Source organism: Streptomyces sp. NPDC057654 (genome assembly GCF_042800135.1).
Lineage (GTDB): Bacteria > Actinomycetota > Actinomycetes > Streptomycetales > Streptomycetaceae > Streptomyces.
Genome location: NZ_JBHVHQ010000017.1, coordinates 1 through 15,272, shown reverse-complemented (window position 1 = coordinate 15,272; position 15,272 = coordinate 1). Strand labels below are relative to the sequence as shown.

At 68.8% G+C, this 15,272-nt stretch carries 16 protein-coding genes and 2 pseudogenes; 8 read left to right on the top strand and 10 right to left on the bottom strand.

Going from position 1 to position 15,272, the window contains the following annotated elements:
* Positions 1-52: 52 nt before the first annotated feature.
* The 7 genes from ACFU99_RS03190 to glyA are packed head-to-tail and all read right to left on the bottom strand — an operon-like array spanning position 53 to position 6,010.
* On the bottom strand, positions 53-1,129 hold the full coding sequence (locus ACFU99_RS03190; protein WP_384384943.1) for a hypothetical protein: 1,077 nt from the start codon (positions 1,127-1,129) through the stop codon (positions 53-55).
* The gene (locus tag ACFU99_RS03185) at positions 1,126-2,130 is read right to left on the bottom strand and encodes a pyridoxal-phosphate dependent enzyme (protein ID WP_384384939.1); all 1,005 of its coding nucleotides are present in this window, start codon (positions 2,128-2,130) and stop codon (positions 1,126-1,128) included. The genes ACFU99_RS03190 and ACFU99_RS03185 overlap by 4 nt, the downstream gene beginning before the upstream one ends.
* On the bottom strand, positions 2,127-2,825 hold the full coding sequence (gene folE / locus ACFU99_RS03180) for a GTP cyclohydrolase I (RefSeq protein ID WP_384384937.1): 699 nt from the start codon (positions 2,823-2,825) through the stop codon (positions 2,127-2,129). The genes ACFU99_RS03185 and folE overlap by 4 nt, the downstream gene beginning before the upstream one ends.
* Positions 2,826-2,846: 21 nt before the next feature.
* Positions 2,847-3,206, bottom strand: coding sequence for a 6-carboxytetrahydropterin synthase QueD (gene queD, locus ACFU99_RS03175; protein ID WP_384384934.1), 360 nt, complete (start codon positions 3,204-3,206; stop codon positions 2,847-2,849).
* 52 nt (positions 3,207-3,258) lie between these two features.
* Positions 3,259-3,978: a 7-carboxy-7-deazaguanine synthase QueE gene (locus tag ACFU99_RS03170; RefSeq protein WP_384384932.1), complete on the bottom strand. Its 720-nt coding sequence runs from the start codon at positions 3,976-3,978 to the stop codon at positions 3,259-3,261.
* Positions 3,975-4,616, bottom strand: a complete 642-nt coding sequence (locus ACFU99_RS03165; protein WP_384384929.1) for a 7-cyano-7-deazaguanine synthase — start codon at positions 4,614-4,616, stop codon at positions 3,975-3,977. Before ACFU99_RS03165 ends, ACFU99_RS03170 begins: the two co-directional genes overlap by 4 nt.
* Positions 4,613-6,010 carry a serine hydroxymethyltransferase gene (gene glyA, locus ACFU99_RS03160; protein WP_384384927.1) on the bottom strand — a complete coding sequence of 466 codons (1,398 nt, stop codon included), beginning with the start codon at positions 6,008-6,010 and terminating at the stop codon, positions 4,613-4,615. Before glyA ends, ACFU99_RS03165 begins: the two co-directional genes overlap by 4 nt.
* Positions 6,011-6,753: 743 nt before the next feature.
* On the opposite strand from glyA, the gene ACFU99_RS03155 reads away from it, so the two are divergent.
* From ACFU99_RS03155 to ACFU99_RS03135, 5 genes and pseudogenes are all read left to right on the top strand, one after another.
* Complete coding sequence (locus tag ACFU99_RS03155; RefSeq protein WP_384384925.1) at positions 6,754-7,284, top strand: methyltransferase domain-containing protein; 531 nt, start codon at positions 6,754-6,756, stop codon at positions 7,282-7,284.
* A gap of 68 nt (positions 7,285-7,352) precedes the next feature.
* Positions 7,353-8,024, top strand: a complete 672-nt coding sequence (locus tag ACFU99_RS03150; protein WP_384384922.1) for a HEAT repeat domain-containing protein — start codon at positions 7,353-7,355, stop codon at positions 8,022-8,024.
* A 6-nt stretch (positions 8,025-8,030) separates the two neighbouring features.
* Positions 8,031-9,033 (top strand): annotated as a pseudogene (locus tag ACFU99_RS03145) (MerR family transcriptional regulator).
* Positions 9,034-9,132: 99 nt separating this feature from the next.
* Positions 9,133-10,032: an LLM class flavin-dependent oxidoreductase gene (locus ACFU99_RS03140; RefSeq protein WP_384384919.1), complete on the top strand. Its 900-nt coding sequence runs from the start codon at positions 9,133-9,135 to the stop codon at positions 10,030-10,032.
* A 34-nt stretch (positions 10,033-10,066) separates the two neighbouring features.
* Positions 10,067-10,720, top strand: a complete 654-nt coding sequence (locus ACFU99_RS03135) for a class I SAM-dependent methyltransferase (RefSeq protein WP_384384916.1) — start codon at positions 10,067-10,069, stop codon at positions 10,718-10,720.
* A 114-nt stretch (positions 10,721-10,834) separates the two neighbouring features.
* On the opposite strand, the gene ACFU99_RS03130 is transcribed toward ACFU99_RS03135, so the two are convergent.
* Positions 10,835-11,749, bottom strand: coding sequence for a LysR family transcriptional regulator (locus ACFU99_RS03130; protein ID WP_384384914.1), 915 nt, complete (start codon positions 11,747-11,749; stop codon positions 10,835-10,837).
* Positions 11,750-11,833: 84 nt separating this feature from the next.
* Here ACFU99_RS03130 and ACFU99_RS03125 point away from each other — a divergent pair, with 84 nt between their 5' ends.
* Positions 11,834-12,595: a sulfite exporter TauE/SafE family protein gene (locus tag ACFU99_RS03125; RefSeq protein ID WP_384384911.1), complete on the top strand. Its 762-nt coding sequence runs from the start codon at positions 11,834-11,836 to the stop codon at positions 12,593-12,595.
* 50 nt (positions 12,596-12,645) lie between these two features.
* A complete protein-coding gene (locus tag ACFU99_RS03120; RefSeq protein WP_384384908.1) occupies positions 12,646-13,080 on the top strand; it encodes a protein-tyrosine phosphatase family protein in 435 nt (144 codons plus the stop codon).
* 5 nt (positions 13,081-13,085) lie between these two features.
* Here the strand turns inward: ACFU99_RS03120 and ACFU99_RS03115 are convergent, their stop codons facing one another.
* Complete coding sequence (locus tag ACFU99_RS03115) at positions 13,086-13,985, bottom strand: NAD(P)H-binding protein (RefSeq protein ID WP_384384905.1); 900 nt, start codon at positions 13,983-13,985, stop codon at positions 13,086-13,088.
* A gap of 209 nt (positions 13,986-14,194) precedes the next feature.
* Here ACFU99_RS03115 and ACFU99_RS03110 point away from each other — a divergent pair, with 209 nt between their 5' ends.
* The gene (locus tag ACFU99_RS03110) at positions 14,195-15,073 is read left to right on the top strand and encodes a helix-turn-helix domain-containing protein (protein ID WP_384384902.1); all 879 of its coding nucleotides are present in this window, start codon (positions 14,195-14,197) and stop codon (positions 15,071-15,073) included.
* Between the two features lie 29 nt (positions 15,074-15,102).
* On the opposite strand, the pseudogene ACFU99_RS03105 reads toward ACFU99_RS03110, so the two are convergent.
* A pseudogene (locus tag ACFU99_RS03105) lies at positions 15,103-15,272 on the bottom strand (transcriptional regulator); the annotation flags it as partial.

Sequence of the window (15,272 nt, the reverse complement as noted above, 5' to 3'; positions counted from 1 at the left end):
TTTCCCTGCCGTTCACTGGATTTCCCCTGCCAACGCTGAACCTGACGTGCCATCAGTATGTGAGGACCTCGGCGACTCGCTCATAGTCCACACGATCCCGTACGAGGAGACGGGTCCGGCGCGCGAGCTCCGGGGGCAATTCGCTGTCGGTCACGGAGAGCAGGTGCTGGACCACGGCTTCGGCGCGGTAGTTCCGCTCGAAGTACGCGCGCAGGGCGGGTGCGGCGGCCTGTGCGTCCTTGACGGCCTGGACGAAGCCTTCGGAGGAGAAGTCGCGGAGGATTTCGGTGATCGCGAGGTCCGGCGCCAGCAGGTTGGTTCCGCACCGGGCCCGGCGCACGACGACCGGTACGCCCGCGCCCGCGGCCTCCGCGACCATCCGTCCCCAGGAGTCGCTGACGGAATTGGCCAGCAGCACGTCCACGGCCCGGTAGAAGCCGGTCATCCAGGCCCATTCGTGGTATTCGCCGACCCGCACATGAACGCGCGGGTGTGCGGCTGCCGCGGCGGGCCACTGTGCCGCGGCCGTCGCCGATTCGCGAGGGACCAGGGTGCACAGCAAGTGGGCGTTCGGGTCCGTGCAGGTCTCCAGAAAACCTTCGACCACCTCGCCGACGCGCTTTCCTGGATGCAGTTCGTTCCCGCCGGCTCCGTAGACGAAGTCGCCCGCCGGAATTCCGTACAGGTCCCGGATTGCCTGCCGCCCGATCCGTTCCACCGGCCGCTTCTGGGCGATCGGGATCACGTGCAGGGGACGCTGTCGCAGGGCCGGGTAGAGCCTCAGCAGTTCGGCGCGGTTCCAGTCCAGGAAGGTGTACGGCACGACGTGGTGCGGGAGCGACAGCATCTCTTCGATGTACGCGTGCGGGTCGATCGACCGGGAGGCCGGTACGAGAGGGCAGTCCGCGGCGTATCCGGAGAATTCCAGCTTCCAGAGAATCCGCGCTCCGGGCGGCAGGTGCTTCAGTACCTCCAAGGGGCGGCGGTGGAAGTTCGCGACGCGTATCCATACGGGGTCCGCTTCGCCGGCGTCGGCGGCGATCTCCGCCGTGGACCGGCGGTCCCACTGCGCGTGGTCGAGCGGGAGGATCAGTCCGTCGCCGCGGCGGACCGTGATGCGCGTGTTCATGAGGCGGCTCCCGGTACCTGAATGCCGTGCAGGAATACCGATTCCAGATACCGTTCGCCGCGGTCCGGCAGGAGCAGCACATGTGTGGAACCCGGCGGGGTTGCCGCTATGTGCGTCAGCGCGGCCGTGACGACGGCCCCCGAAGAGGCGCCGGCCATCAGCCCTTCCGATGTCAGCAGGCGGGTGCATCCGGCCCGGCAGTCCTCCTCGCTGACGTGGAAGACATGGGCCTTCTCCAGGAATCTGGCGAAGGGGGGCGGGTACGGGGCGCCCATGCCCGGCAGTGTGCGGTTCCCTCGGGCTTTCACGCCGAAGATGCCGCTCCCCAGAATGTCGACGGCCACTATCCGTGTCGGCCAGCCCCGCTGCTCCACATACCGCTGGCACCCCGCGAGGGTTCCGCAGGTGCTGACCGCGCCGTATACGTAGTCGGGCGGCCGGCGCAGCGCCCGGTGGATCTCCGGCATGGTGGTGGAGATGTGCGCGGAGGTGACGGCCTCGTTCTCGTACTGATTGGTCCAGAAGCTGTTCGGATGCTCGGCGAGCAATTGCCGGACTCGGGCCAGCCGGGCCGGCAGGAATTCTCCCGATACGGCGTCCGGTGTGTCGATGACTTCGGTCGACACACCGTAGGCGCGCAGAAGGTCGCGGTGGGCGGTGGTGGTACGGGCGTCGATGACGCAGATCATCCGCAGGCCCGTGGTGGCGCACAACTGGGCGAGGCCGATCGCGGTGTTGCCGGAGCTGGATTCGACTATCACGGTGTCGTGCGTCACGCGTCCCGAGGCGATCGCGTCGACGAGGATCTGCCGGGCGATACGGTCCTTGATGCTCCCGCCAGGATTCGCTCCCTCCAATTTGCCGTACAGGCGGCGCCCGTCGGCGCCTGCTTTGGCGGCGAGATTCTCCAAGCCGACCAGTGGAGTCCCCCCGATGGCCTGGAACACGGCGGACCGTTCCAGGACGTCGAGGAGAGCCTCGTCGGCGCCTACCGTGGTCAATGGTCTGCGCCCCCGGCCCAGTCGTCGTCGGAGTCGGGGCCGTCCCACGGCGGGGGCGGGACGACGCCGCCGGGCGACGCACCGTGCAGGGCGAGCGCCATGAATTCCGCGCGCAGCTTTCCCGAGGAGCGAACCAGTCCGCGCAGCGCCGACGTGCGGGTCCTGGCCCCTCGGGAGCGCACTCCGCGCAGTGTCATGCAGGTGTGCTCGGCTTCGAGTACGACGCCGATGCCGCGGGGCTGGAGATTCTCCTCCAGCCAATCGGCGATCTGTACGACGAGGCGTTCCTGTACCTGGGGGCGGCTGGCGCAGAATTCCACGGCCCGGGCCAGCTTGGAGAGCCCGATGATATGCGCGCCGGGGATATAGCCGACGCTCGCGGTCCCGATGAACGGCAGGAAGTGGTGCTCGCAGATGGACCGGAACGGTATCGCGTAGGCGACCACCAGTTCGTCGTATCCGTCGTGGTTGTCGAAGACGGTCGGATGGAAGGGCTGGGGGGTGAAGAACTCCTTGTACGCCTGCACCATCCGCCGCGGCGTATTCCGCATCACCTCCTCGTCGTCACTGGCTCCCAGGGCCACCAGCATCTCGCGGGCCGCCTTCTCCGCCGCCTGCACATCCTGCACGCGGTGGGCCGGCAGGGGTTTCTTGCCGTCGATCACCTCGGTGTGACCGGGCAGTGTCTGCTCCATACGACGTGGTCCTCTCGCTGATCAGGCCGGCTTGCGCAGTACGCAGGCGGATGTGCACGTCTCGTGGACGGTGATCGCGGAGAGCAGCGGCAGACTGGGCTGCAGGCGATCCCATACCCAATAGGCGAGCACTTCGCTGGTGGGGTTCTCCAGGCCCGGGAGCTCGTTGAGGAAGTTGTGGTCCAGCTGTTCGATCAGCGGCTTCATCGCCGTTTTGATGTCGCCGTAGTCCACCACCCAGCCGGCCGAGGAATCGACGTCGCCGTCGATGTGAATGGTGACGCGGTAGGAGTGCCCGTGCAGCCGTCCGCACTTGTGGCCCTCGGGCACGTAGGGCAGTTGATGTGCCGATTCGAAGCGAAATTCCTTGCTCAGTTCCATGTGGTCTCCCAGACCTATACGGATACTGCGATGTGCTTCCGCCAGGCATCCGTCAGACGCCTCGTCGATCACCCCAGATGAGGACGTGGAGCCTCGGGGTGATGTTCCAGCCGCGCTCCAGAATCGCCGAGTCCAGATCGCGCAGCCCGTGCAGGATCGCGTCGGAAGTCGTCCCCTCGGGCATGATGTAGACCGGCTTGAGCGAGTTCTCCTCGACCATCCGGCCGACCTCGGCGAGGTCTTCCGCGGAGCCGACCACGAACTTGAACGCGGCTTTTCCGGTGGAGTTGAGTGCGGCGAGCGCGCGGGATTTGACGCGCTTGGCGTCGCGGACTCCGGAGTTGGCGAGTTTGGGCGATACGTTGAACCGGGCGGCGCGTGCGCGGATCTCCTCGCTCGGAATGATCGTCCCATTGGTCTCGATCTCGGCTTCGATGCCGGGCGGCAGCCGCGCGAGGAGGGTGCCGAGGGCCTGCTGCTGCATCAGCGGCTCTCCTCCGGTGATCACGAGAAGAGGGGCGCCGACGCGGGCGACCTGCCGAACGGCCGAGTCCACCGTCATGACGGTCAGTTCCTCGGCCGCCTCGTGGCGGGTCCAGTCCCAGGTGTACGGGGTATCGCACCATTCACAGGTGAGATTGCAGTGACCGAGGCGGAGGAATACGGCGAGCCGCCCCAGGGACGGTCCCTCCCCCTGCCAGGTCGGGCCGAATACCTCGGACACGACGAGGCTCGGTTCGAGCGCCTGTGCCGCGTTCGCGATGCTCGTCATCCCAGGGGGTCCTGGAGGCCGAGCTCCTTGAAGGCCCGTGATCGGTCGAGGCAGTTGTTGCATTCGCCGCACGGCACGTCCGCGTCGTTCTGGCACGACCAGGTCTCGCCGAGGGGCACGCCGAGATCGATTCCGCGGCGCAGGCTCTCCGCCTTGCTGCACTCCCCCAAAGGAGCCCACGCGGTGATATCGGACCTGGCGCCCACGGCGATGAGGCCGTTGAGCGCCCGGAAGTAGTCGGGGCTGTTGTCGGGGGTGATCCAGGGGCCGCCGATCGACCCGGTCACCACGCGTTCGGCGCCCAGCGTCTCGGCCCAGGCGACCGCCAGGCTGTTGAAAATGGTATTGCGGAACGGGACGTATTCCAGGTGCCGCGTCGCGTCGGTGACCCTGCTCGCCGTGTCCGTCAGCGCGGACCCTTTGATCTCGCCGAGGAACGGGACCGCGGCGGTGCGCAGCGATTCCACCCCCAGCCAGGCGGCGTTCTGCGCGGCGAACTTGGCCTCGCGGCTCGCGGTGCGCTGCCCGTAGTCGACGAACAGTCCGCTCACCAGATATCCGGCGTCGCGGGCGATCGCGGCGGCGACGACGCTGTCCGGCCCCCCGCTCAGCAGGCAGACGGCTCGACGTTGGTTCATGGTGTGCGCTCCTTCCGATTCACGAGCTCGATGTCGACGAGGTGCGTACGTGCGAACTTGCGGCAGCGTTGGGCGAGTTGCGCGGAGCCCGTTCCGGAGGAGTTCCTGAATTCGGTGAAGGCGTCGGCGAGCAGCGCGGCCAGCTCGGGAATAGCGACTGCCTCCAGCCCCCGCTGGGTGGCCCCGACCGTGCCCAGTCGGATACCGCTGGCCGCTGACGGGCCGCGGTCGCCGGGAAGGAGGTTGGAATTGGTGAGAAGGCCGATTCTTTCGAGGTACTGCGCGAGCTGGGCAGCGTGCGCTTGGTCCTTGAGGACGAGCATGTGGGTGTCCGTCCCGCCGAACGCGGCATGGATGCCGTGGTCGTCAAGCGCGTCCTTCAAGAGGGCCGCGTTGGCGACGCTGCGGTGGATGAGCCCCCTGAACTCCTCGCCTTGGGCCACGCGCGCGGCAGTCGCCAGCGCGCAGATCTCCGCCATCCGGGGCGCGCCCTGGAGGCCGGGGAAGAGGGCGCGGTCGATGCGCCGCGCGAGCGCCGGATCGCGTACGGCGATGGCGGCGCTCTTCGGCCCGCCCAGGGTCTTGTAGCCGACCATCGTCACCACGTCCGCCCACGGCAGCGGGTTGTCGTACGTTCCCGTGGCCACCAGGCCGGCGAAGTGCGCGATGTCCGCGACCACCACCGGCCGTGGCGACAGTTCCCTGACCGTGTCGGCGACCTTCTTCCAGGAGATTCTCCGGGGGAACGAGCTGGCGCCGATGATCACCACTCGGGGTTTGTGCGTGGCGGCGGTCTTGTAGAGGGCTTCGAGATCGAGGCTCTGGTCATCGACCCCGTGGTCGATCGAGACGATGTCGTAGTCCTGACCGGACTGGTGGAACGGCGCGCCGTGGCTGAGGTGTCCGCCGGATGACAGGCCGAGGGACAGGGCGGTGTCGCCGGGCGACAGCGCGCCGCGCAGCACCGCGAGGTTGGCGAAGGAGCCCGAGACCGGCTGGACGTTGACGTTGAGCTCTTCAGGCTCCAGCCCGGCGCCGGCGCACAGCATCTGCGCGAGTCGGCGGGCGGCGAGAAATTCGACGTATTCGGCTACCGGCCCCGACGGGTTGTATTTGCTTCCGCCGTCGGCGCGGTATCGGCGTTCGAAATCGGCGTAGTCGGAGATGTCGGCAAGGCCGTTCCGCAGATATCCCTCGCCGTCCAGGTTCAGCAGGTCGGAGGCGAGACACTCGCGGATCGCCGGCGTGACGAGCATGGAGGGCGCCAGGAGGTGAATTCCGTGGTTCTGCCTCTCCCGCTCCGCCGCCAACAGTGCGGCGACTTCGGGATCGATGCGGGCGAGCGCGCCCGGTTCGGTTTCCCATTCGGCTTCCGCTTCGGTTCCAGTTCTCATTCCGGAGCCGGCTCCGGTATCGGCTCCGGTATCGGCTCCGGTATCGGCTGGCGGTTCAGGACCTGCTGGGCACATGGACGTACTCCTCATCGCAGGATGACCGGCCCGAACGCGATGGCAGCGGATTGCTCCGCTCCGCACGGCGGACACAGCTCAGGACTGTACACAGGGCACACGTTCGTAAATAGATGCCAGCCACCGACCCGAGACGAATTCAGCCACCTTGACCGGCCTATGACCGTGGGATCCGGTTCTTTTTCCAGGGGCATAATTTTGTCGTGGGGGAAGATACGGTTTATCCGGCGATGCTCGATCATCGATCGGAGGGCGCGGGCGGTGAAGGCGCGCCGCGAGGGCCTGTCGGTCGCACATCGGCAGGCATCCGCGGCACAGATTAAGGCGCTGATTTGTGAACCCTGTTTGAGGAATCCAGTAACCGGTGCCGACGAAGGGATCTTGGTGCGGCTGCCGGGATAGTCGCATGTCATGGACCGTAGAACAGGTGTCAGCAGTCGGATGCGGCTAGATGGCCGAGACCAATGCGCCGGAGAACATTCCCACAGCCGCTGTCTGGCCCTGAACAGTTGATCAATGCGACGATCACCGCGGGCCGCCTTCGGCCTGGCTTCTTCCTTGTTCCACTTCTTCTCCGTCTCCTCCTTCCGCCTTCTTCTTCCTCCTGGAACGGACATCCGATGAATGGCGTTCGAGATGCGATCGGTTCGGCCCCGGAAGGGGGCAGCGTGCTGCTCGTAGGCAGCGGCAGCGGCGAGCTCCTCGTGCGACTGGCCGAGCGGGTAGGGGTCCGGGGGCGCGTGATGGGCGTCGACGTCGATCCTGTGAAAGCCGAAAGGGCGCGTGCTCTGGTCGGCGGAATGGGCTTGAGCGATGTGCACAGCGCGGCAGCCGACGGCTGGTACGGATGGCGTGAGAACGCCCCTCACGATCTTTTGATCAGTACCGTCTCCGTGCACTCGCTCCCGCCTTCCTGGGTGACGCAGAGCCGGCCCGGTTCGTTGATCTGCGCCCCCATTCGGTCGGGCGGAGAGGCCGGGCCGGTTTTCTTCGCCACGTTCAGGGTCGAGAGCCGGCACGAGGTATCCCTCTTGTCGGCCATTCCCGGGCGGTACGGCGAACTGCGCCGGAACTGGGCGGCGGGCGTGGAAGACGGCAACGGCGACGACGCGACGGCGGCCTGTAACGCGCGTGGGTCAGCGGAGCACCCGGCGGATATCGAGCTTCACGGGGCGCTGCTGGCTCTGGGCCCGCGATAGGGCGGCGGAAGGCGGCTTGACCTTGACACAGTGACAAGCCGTTCACTGTGGCCGAGGAGGTGGTCCCGATGACCATGCCGAAAGAGGACACGCGAACGGCGCGAATTCTTCAGGGGCTGGAGAACAGCAGTGCGTCGGTACGACTGCAAGCGGCGATCGCGGTCGGCACGAACCCCGATCCGCGGATCGTCGACAAACTCGTGGAGCGGTGCGCGATCGAGCCCGAGTTCTACGTACGCGACGCGCTCACATGGGCGCTCGCTCGCCATTCGCCGTCGGTGGTGATTCCCAAGCTCGTCGACGAGATCCGGGAATCGCGGCGTGCGCAGGCTCGGAGTCAGGCATTGCACACGCTGTCCAAGATCGGGGATCGGCAGGCGTGGCCCGCCATCACGCGGGAGCTTCTGACCGACGCCGACGACGAGGTGGCGCGCAGCGCCTGGCGGGCCGCGGTGGTGCTCGTACCGGAAGGCGAAGAGGCCGAGTTGGCCGGGGTGCTGGCGACGCAGTTCGGGCGGGGCGAGCGGGAGACGCGGTTGAGCCTCAGCCGGGCCCTGATCGGACTCGGTAAGGTGATGGCGCCGGTTCTGCGCGCCGCGACGGCGAATCCCGACCCTCGGGTGCGTCAGCACGCGATCGCCACGGAACGGCTGTCGCGCGACCCGGGTGCCGAATTCGACTTCGCGATCGAGGAGGCGAAGCGCATCGTAGTTCTGGGGCCGAGCGGTCAGGAGAGGTAACGGGCAGTGTTGATCGGTGATGTCGCACGGCGGTCGGGGGTCAGTGCCCGCATGCTCCGGCACTACGAATCGCTCGGGCTCGTGCGGCCGACGGGACGTACCGGGGCCGGCTATCGGGAGTACTCCGGCGACGATATCCGACGGATCCTTCATATCGAGAGCCTGCGGTCATTGGGGCTTTCACTGCGGGAGGTCGGGCGTGCGCTCGATGACCCCGGATTCAAGCCTTCGGAGCTCGTGGACGATCTCATTCGGCAGACCCGGGAACGTATCGCGCGTGAAACGGAACTGCTCACCCGGCTCGGCCGGATCGGCGCCGCGGAACCCGCCGATTGGGAGGACGCCCTTCAGGTCATCGCTCTCCTCCAGGGCCTGGGGTCGGAGAGCGCCGGGAATCGCCAGCGCGCGGCATTGGCCCCCGCGGCCTCGACGGTTTCGGACGAAGGAATTCCGGTGCCGGTGGACGCCCTGGTCGAGGCGGTGTTGGGCGAGGCCGACCCGAACGTCGCCGGAGCCCTTCGATGGGCGCTGGCTCGATCGGGCGACGACGGATTGGCACTGCTGGCGGAGGGCCTCGGCTCATCGGTCGCCGACGTGCGGAAGCGTGCCGTCCAGTCCATTGCCGAGATTCCGAGCGATGCGGCGACCGGGCTTTTGCGGGATGCCCTTGCGAGCGCCGATGCCGCGGTCCGTGGGTGTGCGGCGTTGGCTCTCGGGGCGCGCGGGGGCGCCGACGCGATTCCGACGCTTATCGGAATGGTCGTCGAGGGGGTGAACGATGCCGATGCCGCTGATGCGTTGAGCATGCTCGTGCGTGATCTCGCGTCGGCGGATCGGATCGCGGCCGGGCTTGTCGCCGGACTCACCCGCTGCGCGTCGGCGGCTGACGCAGGCGCTCGCGGATATTCCGGGGGCCACGGCGTCGCGTGCCTTGGCGGATCTGTCCCATGACGACGACCGCGCGGTGGCGCTTACCGCGACGTACATTCTCAGCGAGCGTTCGGGGTGACATGGCGCTGTCGCCGTCGCGGCCTCCGATTCCTCGACGGCCCCGGGCGTGGCACGTATATCGGTTGCCGGGGGCGGTGCCGTACAGCAGGATGCGGGGATGCGCTTCTCGGTGAACATTCCGAATTTCGGCGACTTCGCCGACCCCCGGACCGTAGCCAAAGTAGCCACGGCAGCCGAACAAGCAGGGTGGGACGGGCTGTTCGTCTGGGACCATGTACTGCACCGCTACCACGGGAACAGGCCGTTCGGGGACCCCTGGATGCTCCTGACCGCCGCCGCGCTGGCGACCTCCCGCCTCAAGCTGGGCACGCTGGTCACTCCGGTCCCCCGGCGACGTCCGCAGCAACTGGCGCGCCAGATCGCGACGTTGGACGTCTTGAGCGGCGGCCGGGTCACCTTCGGCGCGGGGCTGGGCGGGCCCGTGGAGGACGAGTACGAGAGCTTCGGCGACACCGCTGATCTGAAGGTGCTGGCCGAGCGGCTGGACGAGGGCCTGGACCTGCTCCAGCGGTTCTGGTCGGGTGAGCCGGTGAACCACGACGGACGGCACTACCAGGCGCGGGACGTGACGCTGCTGCCCGCTACCGTGCAGCGTCCTCGGCCGCCGGTCTGGATCGCCGGCTTCTGGCCGAGCCGCCCGCCGATGCGCCGGGCGGCGCGCTGGGACGGCGCGGTCCCGCTGTTCGAGGACGCCAAGCACGGCTGCGTACCGCCGGTGGATCAGGTCCGCGATCTGGTCGCCTACCTGCGCGAGCAGCGTGCGGACAGGGTCAACGCCGACGCCGGCTCCTCCTCCTTCGAGTCCATCGAGTCCTTCGAGATCGTCCTCGGGGGCGCCACGCCGGGCGGCGACGCCGCCAAGACCCGCGACCTGATCGCACCGTTGGCCGAGGCGGGAGCCACCTGGTGGGACGAGCGGCAGACCCAGGTCAGCGAGAACATCGACCGGCTGGAACCGGTGCTGCGCCGTATCGAGCAGGGCCCGCCGGTCCTGTAGCCCGAACCGGACGATCCGGAAAGTGGGTATGCGCATGGATGATCACGCTCTCCTGGCGGAGCAGATGGCCTACTACAGAGCCGGCGCGGCCGAATACGACCGGTCCTATGCGGAGCGCGATGACCTGCGGGCATTGCCGACCGTCTTCGACGACCTCCCGATCGCCGGTGATGTGCTGGAACTGGCCTGCGGAACGGGCCGATGGACTCCCTTGCTCGCCGCGCGGGCACATTCGGTGACGGCTGTCGACGCGGCCGCCGAAGTATTGGCCATTGCCCGGACGCGTACGCCGTCCCACAACGTCCAGTTCGTTCAAACGAACCTGTTCGAATGGACGCCGCCGCAGCGTTACGACACGGTCTTCTTCGCCTTCTGGCTGTCCCATGTCCCGCCGGCGCGATTGCCGGACTTCTGGAATTCCGTCGCCGCCGCCCTCGCGCCGGGCGGCAACGCGGTCTTCATCGACGACGGCCCCGCCATGGCCGCGGAAGAGGACGTACTCCCGGACCGCTCCGTGCCTACGGCGGTGCGCCACTGGAACGACGGCCGCCCTTACCGCATCGTCAAGGTATTCCACGACGCCGAGACCCTGACGGGCGACCTCACCGCTCTGGGATGGTCAGCCCATATCCGACCTGTCTCCGGAAACTTCGTCGGCGTCGCGAAACCACCGGTGCCCACTGACTGACGAGCGGCTGCGGGGCAGCGCGCAGCCGATCAATCAGCGGCCTGGTTCACCATGGCAGGGCGACGCTGCCTGCCCCTCCTGAACGCAGGCGGTCGTCTGGGCGGAAATGCACGGTCATTCCGGCCGTACCGTCGTCGGCAATGACAACGCCGCTTGCCTCAAGTGTTCGGCGAGAACCTTCGTCGCTGTCGACGGTGTGCCGTCCTTGACGCCCCAGGCGAGGAGGTGGTGGCGGCGGGCCCAGGGGTCCTGTAGTTCGCAGACGTCGAGGGACTGGCTGGGGGCGATGGCGCGGCGGGGGACGACGGCCAGGCCTACGCCGGCGGAGACCAGGGCGATCAGGACGCTGAGGTCGGCGACGCTGGTGCGGTAGCGCACGGCGGGGGCGTGGGGGCCGAGGTGTTTTTCGATCCAGCGGCGGAGGGAGGAGTCGGCGTCGAGGCCGACCAAGGGGTGTTCGGCTGCTTCGCTGTACGTGAGCGAGGTGCGGCCGGTGAGGATTCCGCCTGCCTGGCCGATCACCACCAGGGAGTCGTCTCCCAGGGGTTCCATGGCCAGGCCGCAGTCGCGGGCCTCGTCGTCGAGGACGACGCCGAGGTCGGCCGCGCCGTCGGCCAGCGTCCGTACCGTCTGCGGGGTGCGGCTCTCGGAGACCGTGACGTCGACGTCGGGCTGGGCGCGCAGGAACGAGACGAGGGCCCGCGGTACGAGCCGGTGCATCGCGGAGCCGCCGCCCAGCAGGATCAGCGGCGCGCTCGGGGACCGGGTGTAGCTCGCGACGGCGCTGTCGAGGCGTGCCGTCTGGGCCAGGACCTCGCGGGCGTGCCGGGCCAGGGTCGTACCCGCCGGGGTGGGGCGTACCCCTCTGCGGCCGCGGATCAGCAGGGCCACACCCGCGTGGTGCTCCAGCGCGCGCACCCTGGCGCTGGCGGACGGCAGGCTCAGATGCATCCGGCGGGCGCCCGCCGTGATGGACCCCTCCCGCACGATGTCGAGGAAGAGCCGCAGGTCGTCCAGGTCGTAGCGCACCCGCGTCAGCCTATGGCACTGCCTAATGCACAGTGCGCCGTTCGCGCATTGTGGGCCCGCCGGTCGCAGGGTGATCATCGGCGGGTGCCAGAGATATTGCTCGTCCTGTCCGCCGGCGTCGGAGCCGGGGTGTTGAACGCCATCGGCGGCGGTGGCAAGTTCGTGGCGCTGCCCGCCCTGGTGGCGGCCGGCCTGCCGCCCGTCACGGCGAACGCCTCGTCCACCATCGCCCTCGTCCCCGGCGCCGTGGTCAGCGCGTCGGTCAGCCGACGCGACCTCGTACCGGTCGGCGAGGCGTCCACGAAGACCCTCACCGTGATCAGCGCCGCCGGAAGCGCGGTCGGCGCCGGTCTCATGCTCGCCCTGCCCGCGGCGTCGTTCGAGGCGGCTGTGCCGTGGCTGCTCGCCTTCGCCACGCTCCTCGTCGCCTTCGGGCGCCGCCTCTCCCGCGCGCTCAACACCGCCCTCGGCCGCCCCGTCGGCATGAGCGCGCGGGCCGTCCTGATCGGCCAGTTCTTCCTCGCCGTGTACGGCGGATACTTCGGCGGAGCCGTAGGCATCATGATGATGGCCGTGTGGAGCGTCGGCCTCGGCCTCGACGCGGCGGTCAGCAACCCGATGCGGGTCACCCAGCTCGCGGCGATCTACGCCAGCGCGACCGTGCTTCTCCTCCTCACGTCCGACGCCCTGGGGTCGCCGCTGATCCTCCTCGCCATGCTGGCCGGCGCCGCGATCGGCGGCTTCGGCGGCGCCCATCTCGCCCGCCGCCTCCCCGCGTGGCTGCTGCGCGGGCTCCTCGTGGCCTCCGCCGGCACCACGACCGTTCTGTATTTCCTCCGCGGTTGACGCGGGCCGGGGAGACCTCGGGCGTCCTCCCCCGACCGTAAGGTGCACGTATGGCTGAGAGCTGGAGCCCGACAGACGTCGGCACCATACGTTTTCCATCCGGCGTCCTGGTACGCGGCCGGGGTCTGCGTCAACCGCTCCCCTCGGGGGCGACGCCGTCCTTCGCGGTCTATCTGCTCGGCAAGCAGCCTCCGCCTACCGAATGGGAAGCTCGTTGGCTCCCGTGGCCGGACTTCCGGCTTCCCAAGGACCGTGAGCAAGCCCGAAACGTATTGACAGAGGCATTGGCCCGGGCGAAGGACGAACGCGTCGAGATCGCCTGCGAGGGCGGGCTCGGGCGAACGGGAACGGCCCTCGCGTGTATGGCCGTTCTCGACGGTGTTCCGGCCGACCAGGCCGTGGCGTACGTCCGCCGGAACTACCGTCCTCGCGCCGTGGAGACCCCATGGCAGCGACGCTTCGTGCGGCGCTTCGGGGACGTCTGACGCTCCTACGCGCTTTCGCGGTAGCGGGGCGCGAATTCCTCCTCAACGAATTGCTCGATGGTGGTGGAGGTGGCTGTACGGGCAGTGCGTGGCTGCTGCATTCGCGTGTGGCGGGTATTGAGGGCTTCGCCCACCTCGGCCATCATGTCCGCGACGTCGGCGGAGACGCCGTTCCTGCGGAGTTCCGCGTGGAACGCGGCGGTGCTGGTCTGTTCGTAAACAAGGTCGTCGGCGCTTGTCGCCTTCGCGATCACTGCTACGACTTCGCGCATGCTGACGTCGCGTTCGCCCTGGAGTTCCAGGATTTCCGTACCTCGCCAATTCCCGGTGGCGAGTTCCTCCGCCGCCCGGATTCCGATGTCGCGGGTGGTGACGAAGGGCAGGGGAAGGTCGGGGTCGAAGGGGGCGCTGATGCGGTGGCGGGTCCTGGCGGTGTCGGCGTGGTCCAGCAGGTTTTCCATGAAATAGCCCGCTCGCAGCCACAGCGTGTCGACTCCGGGGACAGCCGACAGGCGCTGTTCGAAGCGGTGGAGGCCCTTGACCGGGCCGGTGCCCTCGGGGTGCTGGGCTCCCCAGCTGCTGAGACCGACGACGCGGGGCACGCCGGACGCGGCCACCGCCTCGGTCAGGGCGGCTGCCACCTGGTCCTGGAAGCCGCCGAAGTCGGGGTGGTCGGGAATGTAGTTGGGCTGGATCACCGCGTAGACGCCCGACGCGCCGCGGAGAGCTTCCGTCAGTGCTGCCGCGTCGGTCTGGTCGGCCTCCCGTACCTCGGCACCTCGTTCGGCGAGGTCGGTGAGGCGCTGGGCCGAGCGGCCGACGGCTCGGACGGGGTGCCCGTTCGCGAGCAAGTGCACGGCTGCGGCACGTCCGGTTCTACCGCTGGCGCCCGTGACGACGAACATCGACTTGTCTCTTTTCTTCTCTGGAGCGCGAGGTCTGAGGGGTCTGAGAGGTCTGTGGGATCTATCAGGTCTGTGGGGGCTGTGGGGGCTGTGGCGTTCCGTTTTGGAGTACGTACGTACGCCTCCGGGACGGTATGCGCCCCTCTCCGGGGGCGGGTAGGAGTCGCACACCCACCCCGCCCCGCCCCCGCCCCCTTACGCTCGGCTGCATGAACGTTTCGAGCAGCCACGACGCCGCCGGGCCGCTGGCCGGCTTCCTGCGTGCCAGGCGCGGGCAGGTACAGCCCGAACACCACGGGCTGGCCGCAGGCGCGCAGCGCCAGGTGCCGGGGCTGCGGCGGGACGAGGTGGCGCTCCTGGCCGGGATCAGCACCGACTACTACGTGCGCCTCGAACAGGGCAGGGAGCGGCGGCCGTCCCGCACCGTGGTGGACGGCCTCAGCGAGGCGCTGCTGCTGGACGGCGTCGCGGCCCGGCACCTGCGAGGTCTCGCCGCCTCGGGCACGGACACGGGCATGAACATGGACACGGATCAGGAGGCCGGGGAGGGCCGGGAGGCCGGTCGCCGCATGTACCCCCGTCGGCTGGCGTCCGTACGCCGACTGCTCGGCTCCCTGGCCGTGCCCGCCCTCCTCGTGAACCGCCGACTCGACATCCTGGCCGTCAACCCGCTCGGCGGCCTTCTCCATGAAGGGCTGGACCCCCGCGACAACTACGCCCGCCTGGTCTTCCTCGCCCCCGCAGCCCCGTCGTTCTTCGCAGAGTGGCCCGAGCTGGCCCGTTGCATGGTGGCGGCGCTACGTGCGCAGGCCGGCCCCGAAACGGAATCCACCCGCCTGACTCCGCTGGTCGAGGAGCTGGCAGCGGGCAGCGACGTCTTCCGGACCGCCTGGGGCGAGCACCAGCTCTACGAGAAGGCGATGGACCGCAAGATCTTCCACCACCCGCGAGTCGGTCCCCTCGTCCTCGACCAGCACGTACTGGAACTGCCGGACAGCGACGGCCACCGGATCTGGGCCTTCCACCCGGCGGACGACGCGGCCTCGCGGGCCCTGCTCGCCCTGGGGTCCCCGGGAGCAGCGGAATAGGGCGGCGAGGCCGCGGGCGCGTACGGGCGTCACCGCGTCCGTAGCCGCCCCGGCTCGTTCTCGCCGGACATGTCCTGCGTGCCGATCACGGACAGCAGCTCCAGCTGGGCCGCGCCCTCGGTGCCCGGCGGGGCGGTGAACCACAGGAGGCGCTGGCAGCCGTCCTCGCTGAACAGGCTGTGGCAGTCCAGTTCGATGA